Source organism: Pseudomonas mercuritolerans (assembly GCF_025706525.1).
GTDB classification, from domain to species: Bacteria; Pseudomonadota; Gammaproteobacteria; order Pseudomonadales; family Pseudomonadaceae; genus Aquipseudomonas; species Aquipseudomonas mercuritolerans.
The window spans coordinates 267917-284263 of record NZ_JAMSHA010000010.1; the positions used below are offsets into that span (position 1 = coordinate 267917).

A 16347-nucleotide genomic window follows, 5' to 3' on the forward strand; every position below is an offset into this window, starting at 1 on the left:
TCAATCTCAAATCACTTGCCCGGAGTCCCCATGACCGCGACCGCCCCTATCACCGTTCTGCGCGACACCCACCCGCTGCCGGTACTCGACGCCTGCAAATGGGAAAAACTCGAAGGCGACCCGCACACCGTCAACCTCAACGCCTACACCAGCGAAGACGGCAGCAAGATCATGGGCACCTGGATCTGCACACCGGGCAAGTGGCGCGTCGATTATGTGAAGTGGGAGTACTGCCATTTCCAGGAAGGCTACTGCGTGATCACCCCGGACGGCATGGCGCCGATCCACCTGCGCGCCGGCGATATCTTCGTGGTTGAGCCGGGCATGAAGGGCACGTGGGAAGTGGTCGAGACCGTGCGCAAATACTTCGTCTTCGCCTGATAAAGGCTGCGATGTTTTTCTTCCTGCACAAAAAAGCCGGGAAATCACCCGACGTGATTTCCCGGCAAATGTCCCGGCGTTGCTAAAACCTGTGGCGAGGGGATTTATCCCCGCTCGACTGCGCAGCAGTCGCAAACCCTGAGCACTCGGTTTGCCTGACACAATTCAAGGGGGTGCTGCGCAACCCAACCGGGATAAATCCCCTCACCACAAAGGTCTGACCGCGATTACTGCGGCTTGCGATAGCTGTTGATGATCGCCGAGAAATCCTTCCCGCCGTCACCGCGCTGGCTCATCGCCTGATACAACTGCTGCGCCACCGCGCCGAGCACCACCGGTTGATGCGCCTGCCGCGCCGCTTCCGTCGCCAAGCCAAGATCCTTGAGCATCAGCTCTGCACCGAACCCACCGGTATAACCCCGCGAGGCCGGCGCCGTTTCAACGATCCCCGGCCACGGGTTGTACATCTCCGAACTCCAGCAACGGCCGGTCGAGCTGTTGATGATCCCGGCCAGCACGCCGGTGTCGATCCCCAGCGCATCGCCCAACGCCATCGCCTCACTGACGCCGACCATCGAGATCGCCAGCAGCAGGTTGTTGCAGATCTTGGCAATCTGGCCGGTGCCGACTTCACCGCAATGGACGATGTTGCGGCCCATCTGCGCCAGCACCGGTTGCAGGGTGGCGAACAGTTCCGGCGTTGCGCCGACCATGAAGGTCAACGTGCCGGCGGTCGCGCCGCCAGTGCCGCCGGAGACCGGCGCATCGGCCATGGCCACGCCTTGTTTGGCGGCGGCCGCTGCGACGTCGCGGGCGGTCTGCGGATCGATAGTGCTGCAATCCACCGCCGGCACGCCTTGGCGAATGCCGGCAAGCACGCCCTCTTCACCCAGCCAGACACTGCGCACGTGCACAGCCGCCGGGAGCATGGTGATCACCAGTTCGGCATCTTCCGCCGCCTCGCGGGCTGAAGCGCGGATGGTGCCGCCCAGTTGCTCGAGTTCCGCCAGCACGGTTTTGTTCAGGTCGACCAGGTTCAACGAGTGGCCGGCCTTGATCAGGTTGCGCGCCATCGGCGCGCCCATATTGCCCAGCCCGATAAATGCGATTTTCATGATCGAATCCTCAGCGCAGGTTGATGGTGGTGTTCACGCCGTCGTTGACGCTGTCGTCGTCGAACCAGCGCGCCGTGACCGTTTTGGTCTGCGTGTAGAACTGCACCACTTGCTTGCCGTACGGGCCGAGGTCGCCGAGTTTCGAACCGCGCGAGCCGGTGAAGCTGAAGAACGGTACCGGTACCGGAATCGGGATGTTGATGCCGACCTGCCCGACGTCGATTTCAGTCTGGAACTTGCGCGCCGCCGCACCGCTCTGGGTGAACAGGCCGGTGCCGTTGCCGAACGGATTGGCGTTGACCAGCGCGATCGCCTGATCGAGGGTGTCGACTTCCAGCACCACCAGCACCGGGCCGAAGATTTCCTGGGTGTAGATCTGCATGTCGGTGGTCACCCCGGAGAACAGGGTCGGGCCGACAAAATTGCCTTGTTCATAACCCGGCACGCTGATGTCACGACCATCGAGTTCAAGCTTGGCGCCTTCCTTGATGCCGCTTTCGATCAGCTCGAGAATCCGCGCCTTGGCCTTTTTCGAAATCACCGGGCCGACATCGGTGCCCGGCTCGCTGCCAGCATTGACCTTGAGTTTCTGCGCCAGCGCTTTCAGATCCGGCAGCCACTGCTTCGCCGCGCCCACCAGCACTACCACCGAGGTGGCCATGCAGCGTTGCCCGGCTGCACCGAAACCGGCACCGACCAAGGCATTCAGCGCTTGCTCGCGATTGGCGTCCGGCAGTACCACGGCGTGGTTTTTTGCGCCCATCATCGACTGCACGCGTTTGCCGTGTTTGCCGGCCAGGTCATAAACGTGGGTGCCGACAGCGGTCGAACCGACGAACGACACGGCTTTGATGTCTTTGTGCGTGCACAGACCATCGACCACATCCTTGCCGCCGTGAACGACGTTGAGCACGCCCGCCGGGACGCCAGCCTCAATGGCCAGTTCCACCAGCAGCATGGTCGACAGCGGATCCTGTTCCGACGGCTTGAGCACGAAGGTGTTGCCGCAGGCGATCGCCATCGGGAACATCCACAGCGGAATCATCGCCGGGAAGTTGAACGGCGTGATGCCGGCGCACACACCGATCGGCTGGCGCAGGGTGTAAGTGTCGACGCCGCCAGCGACGTTCTCGGCGAACTCGCCCATTTGCAGGGTGCCGATCGAGCAAGCGTGCTCGACCACTTCCAGGCCTCGGAAAATATCGCCTTCGGCATCAGCAATGGTCTTGCCCTGCTCGGCGCTCAGGACCACGGCGATGCGCTTGGAATGCTCGCGGATCAGCGCTTGCAGCTTCAGCATAATGCGCATCCGAGCGCCGATCGGAGTCAGTTTCCAGGTCTGGAAGGCACGCTGGGCGGCGCTGACAGCGGCATCGACCTCTGCCGCGGTGGCGAACGGAACCCTGGCCAGCACTTGCTGGGTGGCCGGGTTGACGATGTCGTGCCACTCGGTGGTCTGCGACTCGACCCATTCGCCGTCGATCAGCAGTTTGACCTTTTGCAGCGTGGTGTCGTTGGGCGTAAGCGATGCGTTCATGCTGGTCTCCAGAACTTGTTTTTATCGTAGGAGCCAAGGCGAAAGGTTCGCCTTGAGATGAGGCGTGTGTCACGAATTGGTTGTCGGACTGTTTTTGGAGTATAGATGTGCAAACTTCTAATAAGAACGCACATATAAGCCCGACCATCATGCAAAAAAACATCACCTCGCTAGGCTCGCTGAACTGGGACGACCTGAAGTTTTTCCTTGAAGTCGCCCGCACCCGCAAGGCCAGCACCGCCGCCAAACGCCTGGCTGTCGACTACACCACGGTGTCGCGACGGATCAGCTCGCTGGAAGCGGCGCTCGGCACATTGCTGTTCGAAAAATCCCGCACCAGCGGCTTCGTCCTGACCACTGAAGGCCAGCGCTTGCTCGGCTATGCGGAGTCGATCGAAAGCACGTTGCACATGGCCTGCGAGCAGGTTTCCGGTTCGGGTGTGGCCCTGTCCGGGCACGTGCGCATGGGCTGCACCGAAGGCTTCGGCAGTTTTTTCATCACCCCGCAGTTGAGCCATTTTGTCGACGCCTACCCGGCAATCTCGGTGGACATCCTGCCGCTGCCGCACTTCATCAGCCTGTCCAAGCGCGAGGCCGACATCGTCATCGCCCTCGAGCGGCCGGAGCACGGGCCGTACGTCTGCTGCAAACTCTGCGACTACCGCTTGCAGCTGTACGCAACCCAGGACTATCTGGACAAACACCCACCCATCCGCCACCCGGCCGACTTGAGCAAGCATCAATTCATCAGTTATGTGGATGATCTGGCGTTCAGCTCAGAGCTGCTTTACCTGGCCAACGTCCTGCCTGGCGCCAGCGCAAACTTGCGCAGCACCAGCGTGATCGCGCAATACGTCGCCGCGCAGCAGGGCCGCTCGCTGGCGATCCTGCCGTGCTTCCTCGCCGCGCAGGATCCACGATTGTTGCCGGTGTTGCCGGAGGAAATCGACATCACCCGGCAGTTCTGGATGTACTGCCGGGAGGATCTGCGCAAGTTGAAGCGGATTACCTTGTTGTGGGATTACATTCGCGAGGTGACTGAGCGTAATCAGGCGTTGTTGATGGGTGAAACGCGGGAGATGCGCTTTGCCGATTAATCGGCGCTGACCACGATCGACACCCGGCGATTTTCCGTGCGCCCCGCTGCGGTGTCGTTGGAAGCCACCGGTTCGCTGCTGCCCAGGCCTTGCAGCTGGATGTTTTCCGCCTTCATACCGACCGTGCCGAGGACGTTGGCGACGCTCTTGGCCCGACGCAGCGACAGTTGCTGATTGTAGGTTTCCTTGCCCGACGCATCGGTGTGGCCATCTACCCGAACGCGCTCGATACCCACGCCGAGCAGCGCCTTGCCGATGCGTTCGACGATTTCCGTGCTGGCTGCGTTCAGGCTTTCGATGTCGCTGCCAAACAGCACTTTGCCCGACAGGCCGAACTCCCAACCGTCGTCGGTCAATTCGAAACCCTGCTGTTTGAGCACGGCAACCTGCGCCGGTGTCAGGCCTTTTTGCGGGGCGGTCTGGCAACCGCTCAGGGTCAGCGCGGCCATCAGCAGCAATGCGGAAAACAGTCGAACGGCAAGTGTGAACACGGGCATCAGCTCCTGGTGTGAACGGTATCGACCGGGCGCTCCGACCCGGCCGTGAATTGCGCGCCGCGCGACAGGCGCTTGGCCTGATACATCGCCGCGTCGGCTGCGTTGAGCAAGGTGCTCGGCGTGCTGCCATGATCGGGATAAACCGAGATGCCGATACTGAGCGAAGTCACCACACTGCTGTCGCCGGGCAAGGTGATTGGCATATCCATGCTGGCGAGGATCTTGTCTGCGATGTGCTCAGCGTCTTCGACCGTGTGCAGCGGCGCGAGCAGCACGGCGAACTCGTCGCCGCCCAGCCGCGCGACCAGATCATCCTCGCGCAATTGCGCTCGCACACGATTGGCAATGGCTACCAGCACTGCATCGCCCGAAGCGTGACCAAAGTTATCGTTGATGCCTTTGAAGCGGTCGCTGTCGAGAAACAGCACGGCGACCCGCTCATCGTGCTTTTTCGCGTTGCGCAGGGCGCGGATCAACCGACCTTCAAAAAATGCGCGGTTGGGCAACCCGGTGAGGCTGTCGTGGGTCGCTTGATGGGCAAGGGTTTCGTTTTCGTTTTGCAGGTGGGTTTGCCACGACTCAAGTTCGCCCAGCAAGGCATTGAAGTCATTGCCGAGGTTATCCAGTTCGGCGATCTGCGCCGGCGGCACGCGCCGATCAAGAGCGCGTTCGCTACGGGCGGCGTGAGCGACGGAGGCGAGGCTGTGCAGCGGGCCGATGATCGCGCGTAACTGCCGCCGCGCCAGATAAAGCGCGACCCAGGCGCTGATCGCGGTGCACAACACAATGCCGGCCAGACCGCTGAGCAGGAAGCGCATCAGGCTGCCGCCGTGGCCGATGAGCAGGACCCGACCGATTTCACGGTCCTGATGCTCAATCGGCAGGCTCACCGGTTTTTCCAGAATGGCGCGGGCGATCCGCATCTCCAGCTCGGAGAACAAGCCGGTTTCAGCGCGCTGCCATTGCGCAATCAATTGGCCTTGCGCGTCGAGCACCCGGGCATCCGCTACTTCCTCGGTGGCGGCGATGATCGCCAGCGCCTCGGTTGCCGCCGCTTTGTCATTGAACACGACGGCCGCTTCGACGGTGTAGCTGATCGAACGAGCGATCAAGTGCAGGTTGTGATCGGCATACACCCGCAGCGCGAGCACGCCCAGCAAGGTCAGCGAAACACTGGCCATCGCCACCGCCACCAGCGCGACAATCAAATGCCCGCGGCCAATGACCGAACCAAGAGTGGGGCGAGCCTTCCAACTGAACAGCTTCATGGCGCCGCCGCTTTGCGACGGGACAACTGCAACACGCTGGGGTGTATGCGCACACCACTGCGAGCCACGGAGTCGAGATTGACCTCGAACGACACTTGTTCATCGCCAACGCGCAGGCAGAACAGACTGCCGACGGTACATTGATCGTCGGCTTCGCTGATGCTCAGCACTGGATGCCCGATCAACGATGCGAACAGGCGACTGCGTTCATCGGCGGTGAGTTTGCCGATGTACACCGCATCGCATTCGCTGACGATGCCCGGGTTGTCCGCCAACAGACGCCGCACGGCCACCGGCCGGCCCGTGGCTTGCGTGGTGCCTTTGACCAGGTCATCGGTGTATTCGGTGGGGCCGACGATGCACAGGCGCAACTGCGCAGGTTCCACCGGCCAGCGTGCATAACTGAGGATGCCGAGGACCACTTGCGTGACCGCTTTGGCCCGCTGCTCGGCCGGCCCGGTTTGCGCTTGTGCGATCGCAATGCCCGTCAACACCCAGAGCAAAACGATCAGCAAGGCGCGCTGGCAGGCAACCACACGCTCTGTCGTCCGGACGGCGACCTTCATGCAGGGATTCTCTTGGAGCGTAACGAAATGATGCCGCAACGATAGCACAGCGCCAGAACACCAGCGAGGCGCCGGCCTCTGACCGGTTGGTCAGTATTCGTTGTCGGTCATTCAGCGCTTCATCCCTGAGGCTCGGTGCCCTCCTCCAGTTCCAGCATCAGCCCGCTCAGACGCTTGACCTTGCGCTGCACCGCCTCTTCAAACACGCCGGCACGCGGCTCGATCAAAGTGAACCAGTCTCTGGCGCGGGTAATCCCGGTGTAGATCAGCTCTTTGGTCAGTACCGGATTCAGCGCATCCGGCAGGATCAGCGCCGTGTGGGCGAATTCCGAGCCTTGAGACTTGTGCACCGTCATGGCGTACACGGTTTCCACGTCGTTGAGCCGACTCGGCAACACGAAGCGCACGCCGCCCTGACCATCGTTACGCGGGAAGGCCACGCGCAGAACCGTTTTACCGATCTCCGCGCCTTCACGCTCGGGCAGTTTCAGGGCGATGCCAATGTCGCCGTTCATCAGCCCCAGACCATAGTCGTTACGAGTCATCAGCACCGGCCGACCTTCATACCACTGCTGATCGCTCTCGATCAGACGCGCCTTGAGCAACGCAGCGGTAATGCGCTGATTCAGACCTTCAACGCCCCACGGCCCCTTGCGTACGGCGCACAACAACTGGAACGTATCGAACGCCTGCAAGACTTCCCGCGCCCAATCGGTCCAGTCCGCATGTTCAAGTGGCCGCGTCGACGGTGGACGCTTGTCGCGTAGGACGCTCAGGTAATGGCGATAACCTTGCGGGCCGTTGCCGTGACCTTCGAGCAACAGGCGTTCGAGCTTGTGATCGTGCTCGCCTTTGAGCGGTAGCGAATACACGTCGTCGTAGCTGCCGGCCGCGAGCAACTGTCGCGCCTCGTCGGCCAATTGCTGATTGACCCGACGCGCCAGCTGACCGATGCCGCTGCCCTCGCCGAAACGGCGCGAGTGACGCAGCATCACCACTTGCTGCGCCAGCGGGTGGGTGCCGTCGCGGTCTTCATGCAAACCGCTGCCCTGCAACGACTCGCCACTGACCGACTCCAGCCATTGCCGCGTCTGCGGGCTGTACCAACCGCCCTCGGCGTCACGGCACAGATCGCCCAGCACCGCACCGGCCTCGACCGAGGCCAACTGATCCTTGTCGCCAAGCAGTACCAAACGCGCGTGGGCCGGCATGGCGTCGAGCAAGTTGGCCATCATTTCCAGGTCGATCATCGAAGCCTCGTCGACCACCAGCACATCCAGCGGCAAGCGGTTACCGGCATGGTGACGAAAGTGGCGGGTACCCGGTCGACTGCCGAGCAAACGGTGCACGGTGGTCACCTCGCTGGGGATCGCCGCGCGCACCGCTTCGGCGACTTGCAGCGATTGCACTTGCTGGCTGATCGACTCGGTCAGGCGCGCAGCGGCCTTGCCGGTCGGTGCGGCCAGACGTATGCGCAGCGGATGGCCAGCCTCGACGGCCGGTGCCTGCAGCAGTGCGAGCAGGCGCACCACCGTGGTGGTTTTGCCGGTACCCGGGCCTCCGGTGATGATGCTGAAGGCGCTGCGCGTTGCGAGAGCACAGGCGAGTTTTTGCCAATCGATGACAGCTGCGGATTCCGCACGGCCGAACAATTCATTGAGGCGCTGCGGCAGATCCTCTGGCGTCGGCTCCTGTTGCATCAAGCGTTGGCGCAACGCTGCATCAATGCGGCGTTCGTAGGTCCAGTAACGGCGCAGGTACAGGCGTTTCGAGGACAGCACCAATGGACGTGTCTGCGCTGTGTCACCCGCATCAGCGGCCAGAGCGACCAGCGAGCTGCTTGCCAGCACTTTGCACCAATGGGCTCCATCGAGCGTTTCGAGCAGTTGTGAGGGCAGCAGCAACACACCGCCCTGCACATCGCCTTCGGGCGGCAATGACAGTGCAAAATCCGGCGCCTTGAGGGTTTCGAACAGGTCCAGACACACATGACCATGGCCGAGCTGGTGACTGGTCAACGCCGCCGCGAGCAGCACCAGCGGATCGGTCTCGGGCTCGAGTTCATGCAGGAAAGCGACAAACGCCCGGTCCAGCGCGCGCAGCCAGCCGCGCTCGACCCAACGGCTCAGCAACAACAGCAAATCATCGGCGCGGGTCAGCGGCGAGAGTTTCGACAGGCTGTCCGCTTCCAGCGGTGTCGGCAGCAGATCGGCGAATGTGCGGCTCATAGCAGGACTCCCTGTTCCCAGGCGGGCTCTGACTTGGGTTCGGGTTTGCCCTGGAACATCCGGTCGAGGCGTTCGATCAATTCCCGTGGCGGACGCACGAAGTACACGCCTCGACTTTCGGCACGCGTACCGCGCAGGAAAAGATAAAGCGCCCCACCGACATGGCGGTCGTAATCGTAATCCGCCAGCCGCGCCTTCAACTGGCGATGCAGTGCCAGCAGATACAGCACGTATTGCAGGTCGTAACGGTTGTCGAGGATCGACTGCTCCATCGCCTGCACGGTGTAGGCCTGATCATCCACGCCGAGCCAGTTGGATTTGTAATCGGCGACGTAATAACGGCCAGCGTGCTCGAAGGTCAGGTCGATAAAGCCCTTGAACATGCCGTTGAGTTGTACCGGCTCCGCCGCCACCCGGGCGACGCCATTGTGGGTGTGCTGGCGCACCTGTTCATCGAGCTTGAGCACGTCGACTTTGTGGCTGGCGAACCAGAATTCCATCTCGACGCGGTATTGCTTCAGTTGCTCAAGAACCACCGGCGGTTGCCCGCCAGCGATTGGCAACGGCGACTTGAGCAAATGTTGCAGCCAGTCAGTCAGCGTGGTAATCCAGCCTGGCCAGCCGCGCAGGTTGCAACGCCGGGCAATTGCATCTTCCAGCGCTTCGCGGGTAACCGAAAAACCTTCAGCGCCCGCCCATTCGAGCAAGCCATGCAAAAAGGTGCCGGGATTCGGTCCGCGAGGAAAACGGTGAATATCGGCGCCACCGCTGATGATTTCGCGGGGTGCGTCGTGGTCGAGGCGCTCGTCGTCGAAGAGCTTTTGCGCCTGCGGACTGTCCGGTGCTTCATCGCTGCCGACGCTCAATACGTCGCTGATACGCAACGCGCTGTAGGAAGCGATCCACCAGTTTTCACTGGCTTTGCGCTTGGGCTGTAGCGTGGCTCGCAGCACTGCTTCATTGCGCGGCGGCTGGTAATGCTCGTCAGTGGGCTGAGGCATTTCGCCGATGCCTATCGCCGCGCAGTCTTGCCGCAGATCCCGTAGCCAGCGGTTCAATTCGGTGGACTCGCCCAAAGCGGCACCGCCACCGAGCAAGTAACCCAACGCAGACAAGTGCAGCACAGAGCTGTTGTTATTGCCGCGTTTGAGATCGGTGACGCCCAGCCAACAGGCATGTTGTGCACGGGTCAACGCGACATACAGCAGCCGCAGATCTTCGGCCAGACGCTCATCGTCAGCCAGAGCGATCAATTCGGGAGTCGGCTTGAGGCTGATCTGCGCCTTGCCCGCAGCGTCGTGGTAATGCAGCGGCAGACGGCTGCCATCCACCGGTTTCGCCGAGCAAATGAATGGCAGGAATACCAGCGGATATTCCAGGCCCTTGGATTTGTGGATGGTCACCACTTTTACCAGTTGCTCGTCGCTTTCCAGACGCAGAATCTGCTCTTCACCGGCCTGACCGGACAGTGCCAGCAGCTCGGCCAGATGACGGATCAAAGCTTGCTCACCGTCGAGTTCAGCAGCGGCCTGCTGCATCAGTTCCGACAGGTGCAAAAGGTTGGTCAGTACGCGCTCGCCGTCACTGCGCTGCATCAGGGTTTGCGGCAAATGGAAGTCGTGAAGCAGGCGCCGCAACATCGGCAGAACGCCCTGTTTACGCCACAGTTCGCGATAGCCGCGGAACTGCATGACCCGGGCTTCCCAGACCATCTCGTCCTGGTTCAGACGTTCCAGCTCGATCAGCGGCAGGTCCAGGGTAGTGCAGGCCAGCGCAGCCTTCAGCGAACGTTCGACATCGGGTTCGGCGCAGGCCTTCAGCCAGGCCAGCAGATCGTGCGCCTCTTGCGCGGCGAACACCGAATCCTTGTCCGAGAGATAAACGCTGCGCACCCCTCTGGCGGCGAGTTCGGCGCGTACGGCCTGGGCTTCTTTACCGTCGCGGACGAGGATCGCAATATCCGAAGGACGCAGACCTCTGAAGTCATCTGCCTGAACGAAACCAGCGCTACCGGTTTGCCCGCCATTGAGCAGTGCGGTGATTTCACTGGCGCAGGCGGCGGCCATTTGCTGACGATAAACCGCGCCAGAAAGCGGCTGATCGCTGGGCAATAGCCAGACATTCAGTGCCGCGAAGTCTTGCCCGACAATCCGCAGCGTTTCCTTGCGTCCCTGAGACTCGACCGGGAGGAACGGCACCGGGTTTTCGCCGGTTTTCTCGCGAAACAAAAACGCGCCACGTCCTTGCTCTCGGGACTCGGCGCGTTCGAATACGTGATTGACCGCTGTCACCATACCGTGGCTGGAGCGGAAGTTGGTGCCGAGCGTATGCAAGCGGCCGGTGGTGGCCTGACGTGCGCGCAGGTAGGTGTAGATGTCCGCACCGCGAAAGGCGTAGATCGCCTGCTTAGGGTCGCCGATCAGGAACAGGCCGGTGTCAGGGTGATTGTCTTCGATGCGGTAGATGCTTTCGAAGATGCGGTATTGCACCGGATCGGTGTCCTGGAATTCGTCGATCAGCGCGACAGGGAACTGCTCGCGGATCAGTGTGGCCAATCGCTCGCCGCCCTCCGTTTGAAGCGCGGCATCCAGACGCAGCAGCATGTCGTCGAAACCCATTTCTGCGCGACGGCGCTTCTCCTCTTCAAAGCGTGCACCGACCCACTTGGCGGCGTGTTGCAGAACAGCGGCATCGGGTGTCGGCAATGCGTCGAGGCTCGACTTGAGTGCGGACATGGCGTCCAGCCCCGGATGACTCGGGGCCTGGCCTTTCCAGGCTTCGGCCATGCCATCGGGTGTCAGACGAGTGAAGCCGGTGCCAATGTCCAGTTGCTCAAGCGCCTCGTCTGCGGCCCAGGTCTTGAGCTTGTCGAACCAGGGCTCGAAATAACGCGCCTGCATCTTGCGGCCATCGACGGTTTTGCTGGCCACGCCCTCATGGCACAGAGCAAGCAGCTCGTCTGCCCAGTCACGCCAAGGCATTTTCAGTTCGACCAACGCCGCTCGCCGCTCCAGCAAACATTCGGCGATCAGCTCCGCCGGCACCTTGCCTTCAGCGGTGTCACGCTCGCTGGCGAACAAGCCGCGCACCCGAGGCAACAACGCTGCGGGGCCACCCCAATTGCTGCGCACCCAGTTCAGCGCATCGCCCTGCATTGGGTAGCAGAACAGGCGCCAGTAATCGCGCAGCACCTCGCCGAGCAAATCGCTGTGATCGGTTTCCAGCGACTGCGTGAACAGGCTGCCGCTGTCGAACGCATGCTCGCGCAGCATGCGCTGACACCAACTGTGAATGGTCGAGACAGCGGCTTCGTCCATCCACTGCGCGGCGATATCGAGGCGGTTGGCACAGCCCGGCCATTGCTGCGGATCGAACTGATCGCGCAGCTCGGCAATCAGTCCGTCGGGGGCAGTGATTTCACCGCGGAAGAATCGCGCGGCCTCAGCCAAGCGTGTCCGAATGCGTTCACGCAGCTCTTTGGTGGCAGCGTCGGTAAACGTCACTACGAGGATCTGCGGCGGCAGCAATTCGCGTGCGAAACCGCTTGTCTCGCCGCCATGACCGAGAATCAGCCGCAGATAAAGTGCCGAGATCGTAAAGGTTTTTCCGGTGCCGGCGCTTGCTTCGATCAACTGACTGCCGCGCAGCGGGAAGGCCAGAGCCAACGGTGTTTTCGTACTCATGCGCGCGCACCTTCGCTGGACAAGGAACGCCAGGGCGCTTCGAATAATGGGCGGTACAAGGCGTCGCACCAGCCGGTGAAGGTTTCGTCTGCCAACAATGCATCGAAGTCGGGATATTGCCGGAGCAGTGCCGGGCTTTCACGCCGCTCGCCCTCGCTGGTCTGGCCGTCACCTTCATAGGCTTTTCGTGCAGCGGCTTCGGCTTTGACCGGGTCAGTTTGAGACAACCAGGCGAACGCGGTTTTTATCGCAATCGGCAAGGGTTGGCGCATTCCGGATTGCCACGCAAGAAGCAGGTCGCCGAGGAAACGCAGCGCTCGGTCTCGCTCCATTGGCTCAAGCAACAATGTGTCGTCACTGGCGACCAATGCCGTGGTCAACGCATGCTCGCTGGCGCAGGCGACCAGATGAGTGACCCACGGTTTGGTCAGCCGGTGCCACTTGCGCGTTTTGATCGAGCCGATGCTGTTGGGAATGGTAGTGACTGACAGCAGGCCGCCATCGGCACGTTGGTGCAGGCTTGAGAGCCAGCCTTCCAGCCGCACACCTTGCAAGTCGAGACTGACCGGGATTGCGCTGGTCAACGGAGTCGGCCATAACGTCAGCAACTGTTGGTACCGCTGCAGAAGATCCGGTAGCGGTTCGATCAACTCTCGCTGTAGACACTCGCCAAAACCGGCCATAGGCAGCAGACCACTGTTTTGCAGGCGCAGCGCCCGGGCTTGCAGCGCCTGATCGATATTGTCCGGCTGGCTCAGTGCGGCTTCCAGCAAGCTGTCGCTCAGCGTGTAGCGCTGTAGGGCGTCCAGCACGAAAGGTTCTTCATCTGCCAACGGCGCTTGCGCCGCCTCGAAATAGACCTTGAGACGTTGTGTGAAAAAATGCCGAACCGGATTACGCAGAAAGTCCTGCAGTAAAGCCAGTGTCAGCGGTTCTTCCTGAACATACGGCGCGAGTAACGGCGCCTCGCTTTGCTGCGCTTTCTCTTGATGCAACACCTGCCACTCGCTGGCGTAGCTGAACAGTTGCTCGCCTTCGTGGAAATAGCGGGCGCTGAAAGGTTGCAGGGGATGTTCTTCGGTCAGCACGTCCAACAGATCCTGGCTCGGGTCGATTGAACGCCAGCCGCTGGCGAGGTGATCGCGCAACTGGCCGATGAGCACCGAGGCAGGTCGTTCGCTGTTGTCACGGATGCTGCGACCGACCCAACTGATATAGAGCTGAGAACGTGCGGACAACAGCGCTTCGAGTAACAGGTAGCGGTCGTCTTCACGTCGTGAGCGATCCCCAGGTCGGTAATCGCTGCCCATCAGATCGAAGTCCAGCGGTGGTTGCGCGCGGGGATAATCGCCGTCGTTCATGCCCAGCAGACAAACCAGTTTGAAAGGAATGGCACGCATCGGCATCAAGGTGCAGAAATTTACCGCACCGGCGAGGAATCGTTGCGACAAACGGCCCTGATCCAGCCCGGCGAGCCAGGCTTCTCGCACGACAGTCAGCGGCAGTTCGTCAGTCAGCCCGACCGCCTCGCAGGTTTCCAGCCAGGTCTCGCGAAGCTCCTCCAACTGGGTCAGCAGATAATCGTCATGCTCGTTGCTGGCTTGGAAAAACACTTGCATCAGCGCCTGCAAGCGCAGCCCCCACTCTTTCGGTTGAGCCGGTTGCGTGAGTTGCTGGTGAGCGATTTCCAAGGCATCCAGCAGAGCCACCAGTGGACCGATCAGGGCAGCATCAAGCCCACCAATTTCATCGTAAGGTTCTATACCTGCACATGCCTCGGCACTGCCGACGGCGTACCCCAGCAGCATTCGGCGCAGGCCGAAATGCCAGCTGTTCTGCTCCAGTTCCTCTGGCAAACCGAGACCGGCCCGTTGCTCGGCGCTCATGCCCCAACGCACGCCGGCGCCTTCGATCCAGCGGTGCAGAGTTGGCAGGTCGCGTTCTTCTACGCCAAAGCGAGCGCGCAGGGCCGGGACATCGAGCAAGTCGAGGATCTCACTGACTGGGAAACGGCTGTCCGGAAGCTTGAGCAGGTGCTCGACTGCGATTAGTAACGGATCGCGGCCACGCTGGCCCTGATCCGCCAAAGTGAACGGAATGAAGCGCGGGTCAAATCGATCGAGCTGACCGAAAACTGCGCGGATATGCGGTGCATAGCTGTCGATATCCGGGACCATGACGATCACATCTCGCGGGCGCAGATCCGGGTCGGCACTGAAACGCGCCAGGAGTTGATCGTGCAGGATCTCGACTTCACGCTGGGCACTGTGGGCGATGTGAAAACGTATTGAATGGTCTTGGGTTGCATCGACCGCAGGCCAGAGTTCGCGTGTCTCGTTGAGTGGACGTAACTCCAGAATGTCGTCCTGAAGCTGGTTAAGCATGTTGTGGGGTTGGGCTTCGCTGAACAGGTCGATGCGTCCGTCACGAAAGGCTGCGCGGTAGCTGTTGGGATCGTCGTAGCTGTCGAGCAGGTTGATATAGTCGCGACCTTGCTTACCCCAAGCGGCCAGCAACGGATGCGCGTGCTGATGCAGGGTCTCGGCATCAAGTACCACTGGCATCCCGCTTTTGCGTTGTTGCCGCTTGTATTGATGCCGCAGCAGATCCTTGTCGGCGACGATATCGGCCCAGTGATGGCGACAAGGGTTATGTACGCAAAGCAGCACCTGGCTGAAACGTGCCAGACCGGCCAGCGCTTCAAGTACCTGCGCGGGCAATGAAGAAATACCGAAGACGATCACGCGTGGTGGCAGCGCAGCCGGAGCCTCATCAAGGGTGTTGATTCGCTCCATGAAGCGTTGATGCACGCCGGCACGACTCTGCGCCATGCCTTGTTCGCCGACGTCATCCAGCAGCGCTCGCCACAACTCGGCCTGCCAGCAGCTGGTCGGTGGCAGCGGCTTTATTTCACCTCGCACATTACGCAGTTGGTGGCGGCCGTCCGCCCAATCTTCGAGCCAGTCGGCCCGGTATACCTGATATTGGTCAAACAGATCGGCGAGACGCTCCGACAACTGATAGCGCTTGCGCAGGTCGCCGTCGTGGGTGAGGAAGCGTTGCAGCGGCTCAAAATGTCGGCGGTCGATTACCTGTGGCAAGAGGCGCATCAGACGCCAGGTCAGCGGTGCTTTATCGAGCAGGGATTTCGCTGGAATCTCTTCCCGTCCCAATACCATGCGATACAGCTGCCACATGAAACTGCCGGGTAGTTGCACGTCAATCGCCGCAGCGATCCCGCAACCGCCAAGGTCGTCGCCTTCGGGATCCTCGGCCAGTGCCAGTTTGAGCCATTGAGCGATGCCGTTGCTTTGCACCAACGCGATTTCGTTTTCCAGGGGTGCCAGTGGGTAGCGCCGCATGATGCTGACCACAAGGCTGCGCAGCTCATCGAGACTGTTGCTCTGAACCACCATGAATGCAGCGTTGAGGGACTGGGCGTCCGACATATGGATTCCTTGGAAAATCGCTAAAGCCGAGGCAGAACCTTAGCATTGTCGGCCGGCTGTGACAGCCGGACGAGGTCTGCAAAGGCTGTAAGAACTTTCTCGCAGGCAAAACAAAACCCCAACTGCTTTCGCAATTGGGGTTTCGGAATTTAATCTTGACGATGACCTACTCTCACATGGGGAAACCCCACACTACCATCGGCGATGCATCGTTTCACTGCTGAGTTCGGGATGGGATCAGGTGGTTCCAACGCTCTATGGTCGTCAAGAAATTCGGGTACTGACTCGGGACCGGATGGCCTCGCTTCAGCAAATTGGGTATGTGACAGCTGTCGGTGTTTGTGCGTTTCGAACTTTCGGTTCGTTTCGTCTTCACACACCGCAATCTGGCTTTTAAGCGCAAATTGCTTGGGTGTTATATGGTCAAGCCTCACGGGCAATTAGTATTGGTTAGCTCAACGCCTCACAGCGCTTACACACCCAACCTATCAACGTCGTAGTCTTCGACGGCCCTTCAGGGAACTCA

At 61.0% G+C, this 16347-nt stretch carries 10 protein-coding genes and 2 rRNA genes; 2 read left to right on the forward strand and 10 right to left on the reverse strand.

Features of this window, described 5'->3' with window-relative positions; translation table 11 throughout:
• Positions 1-30 precede the first annotated feature (30 nt).
• Entirely contained in the window at positions 31-381 is a 351-nt protein-coding gene (locus ND528_RS25570) for a cupin domain-containing protein (RefSeq protein ID WP_016770579.1), read from the forward strand.
• Between the two features lie 227 nt (positions 382-608).
• Here the strand turns inward: ND528_RS25570 and mmsB are convergent, their stop codons facing one another.
• Together mmsB and ND528_RS25580 are read right to left on the reverse strand one after the other, a co-directional pair.
• On the reverse strand, positions 609-1496 hold the full coding sequence (gene mmsB, locus ND528_RS25575; RefSeq protein ID WP_042608810.1) for a 3-hydroxyisobutyrate dehydrogenase: 888 nt from the start codon (positions 1494-1496) through the stop codon (positions 609-611).
• Positions 1497-1506: 10 nt separating this feature from the next.
• Positions 1507-3033, reverse strand: coding sequence for a CoA-acylating methylmalonate-semialdehyde dehydrogenase (locus ND528_RS25580; protein WP_064364537.1), 1527 nt, complete (start codon positions 3031-3033; stop codon positions 1507-1509).
• 149 nt (positions 3034-3182) lie between these two features.
• On the opposite strand from ND528_RS25580, the gene ND528_RS25585 reads away from it, so the two are divergent.
• A complete protein-coding gene (locus tag ND528_RS25585; RefSeq protein WP_051600376.1) occupies positions 3183-4130 on the forward strand; it encodes a LysR family transcriptional regulator in 948 nt (315 codons plus the stop codon).
• On the opposite strand, the gene ND528_RS25590 is transcribed toward ND528_RS25585, so the two are convergent.
• The 8 genes from ND528_RS25590 to ND528_RS25625 all read right to left on the reverse strand — a co-directional run.
• Positions 4127-4627, reverse strand: a complete 501-nt coding sequence (locus tag ND528_RS25590) for an OmpA family protein (protein ID WP_269077068.1) — start codon at positions 4625-4627, stop codon at positions 4127-4129. The two genes, ND528_RS25585 and ND528_RS25590, sit on opposite strands and share 4 nt — an antisense overlap.
• A complete protein-coding gene (locus tag ND528_RS25595) occupies positions 4627-5895 on the reverse strand; it encodes a diguanylate cyclase domain-containing protein (RefSeq protein WP_137215568.1) in 1269 nt (422 codons plus the stop codon). Before ND528_RS25595 ends, ND528_RS25590 begins: the two co-directional genes overlap by 1 nt.
• Complete coding sequence (locus tag ND528_RS25600) at positions 5892-6461, reverse strand: YfiR family protein (protein ID WP_130910266.1); 570 nt, start codon at positions 6459-6461, stop codon at positions 5892-5894. The genes ND528_RS25595 and ND528_RS25600 overlap by 4 nt, the downstream gene beginning before the upstream one ends.
• Positions 6462-6580: 119 nt before the next feature.
• Positions 6581-8689, reverse strand: coding sequence for an exodeoxyribonuclease V subunit alpha (gene recD, locus ND528_RS25605; protein WP_263471487.1), 2109 nt, complete (start codon positions 8687-8689; stop codon positions 6581-6583).
• The gene (gene recB / locus ND528_RS25610; RefSeq protein ID WP_263471488.1) at positions 8686-12372 is read right to left on the reverse strand and encodes an exodeoxyribonuclease V subunit beta; all 3687 of its coding nucleotides are present in this window, start codon (positions 12370-12372) and stop codon (positions 8686-8688) included. The genes recD and recB overlap by 4 nt, the downstream gene beginning before the upstream one ends.
• Positions 12369-15821, reverse strand: a complete 3453-nt coding sequence (gene recC, locus ND528_RS25615) for an exodeoxyribonuclease V subunit gamma (protein WP_212615248.1) — start codon at positions 15819-15821, stop codon at positions 12369-12371. Before recC ends, recB begins: the two co-directional genes overlap by 4 nt.
• Positions 15822-15974: 153 nt before the next feature.
• Positions 15975-16090, reverse strand: a 5S ribosomal RNA gene (rrf, locus tag ND528_RS25620).
• Positions 16091-16240: 150 nt separating this feature from the next.
• Positions 16241-16347 (reverse strand): 23S ribosomal RNA (locus ND528_RS25625); the annotation flags it as partial.

Bases quoted from the DNA above. Each gene is read 5' to 3' on its own strand.
- ND528_RS25570 (WP_016770579.1), top strand. From the start codon at position 31: ATGACCGCGACCGCCCCTATCACCGTTCTGCGCGACACCCACCCGCTG.
- mmsB (WP_042608810.1), bottom strand. From the start codon at position 1,496: ATGAAAATCGCATTTATCGGGCTGGGCAATATGGGCGCGCCGATGGCG.
- ND528_RS25580 (WP_064364537.1), bottom strand. From the start codon at position 3,033: ATGAACGCATCGCTTACGCCCAACGACACCACGCTGCAAAAGGTCAAA.
- ND528_RS25585 (WP_051600376.1), top strand. From the start codon at position 3,183: ATGCAAAAAAACATCACCTCGCTAGGCTCGCTGAACTGGGACGACCTG.
- ND528_RS25590 (WP_269077068.1), bottom strand. From the start codon at position 4,627: ATGCCCGTGTTCACACTTGCCGTTCGACTGTTTTCCGCATTGCTGCTG.
- ND528_RS25595 (WP_137215568.1), bottom strand. From the start codon at position 5,895: ATGAAGCTGTTCAGTTGGAAGGCTCGCCCCACTCTTGGTTCGGTCATT.
- ND528_RS25600 (WP_130910266.1), bottom strand. From the start codon at position 6,461: ATGAAGGTCGCCGTCCGGACGACAGAGCGTGTGGTTGCCTGCCAGCGC.
- recD (WP_263471487.1), bottom strand. From the start codon at position 8,689: ATGAGCCGCACATTCGCCGATCTGCTGCCGACACCGCTGGAAGCGGAC.
- recB (WP_263471488.1), bottom strand. From the start codon at position 12,372: ATGAGTACGAAAACACCGTTGGCTCTGGCCTTCCCGCTGCGCGGCAGT.
- recC (WP_212615248.1), bottom strand. From the start codon at position 15,821: ATGTCGGACGCCCAGTCCCTCAACGCTGCATTCATGGTGGTTCAGAGC.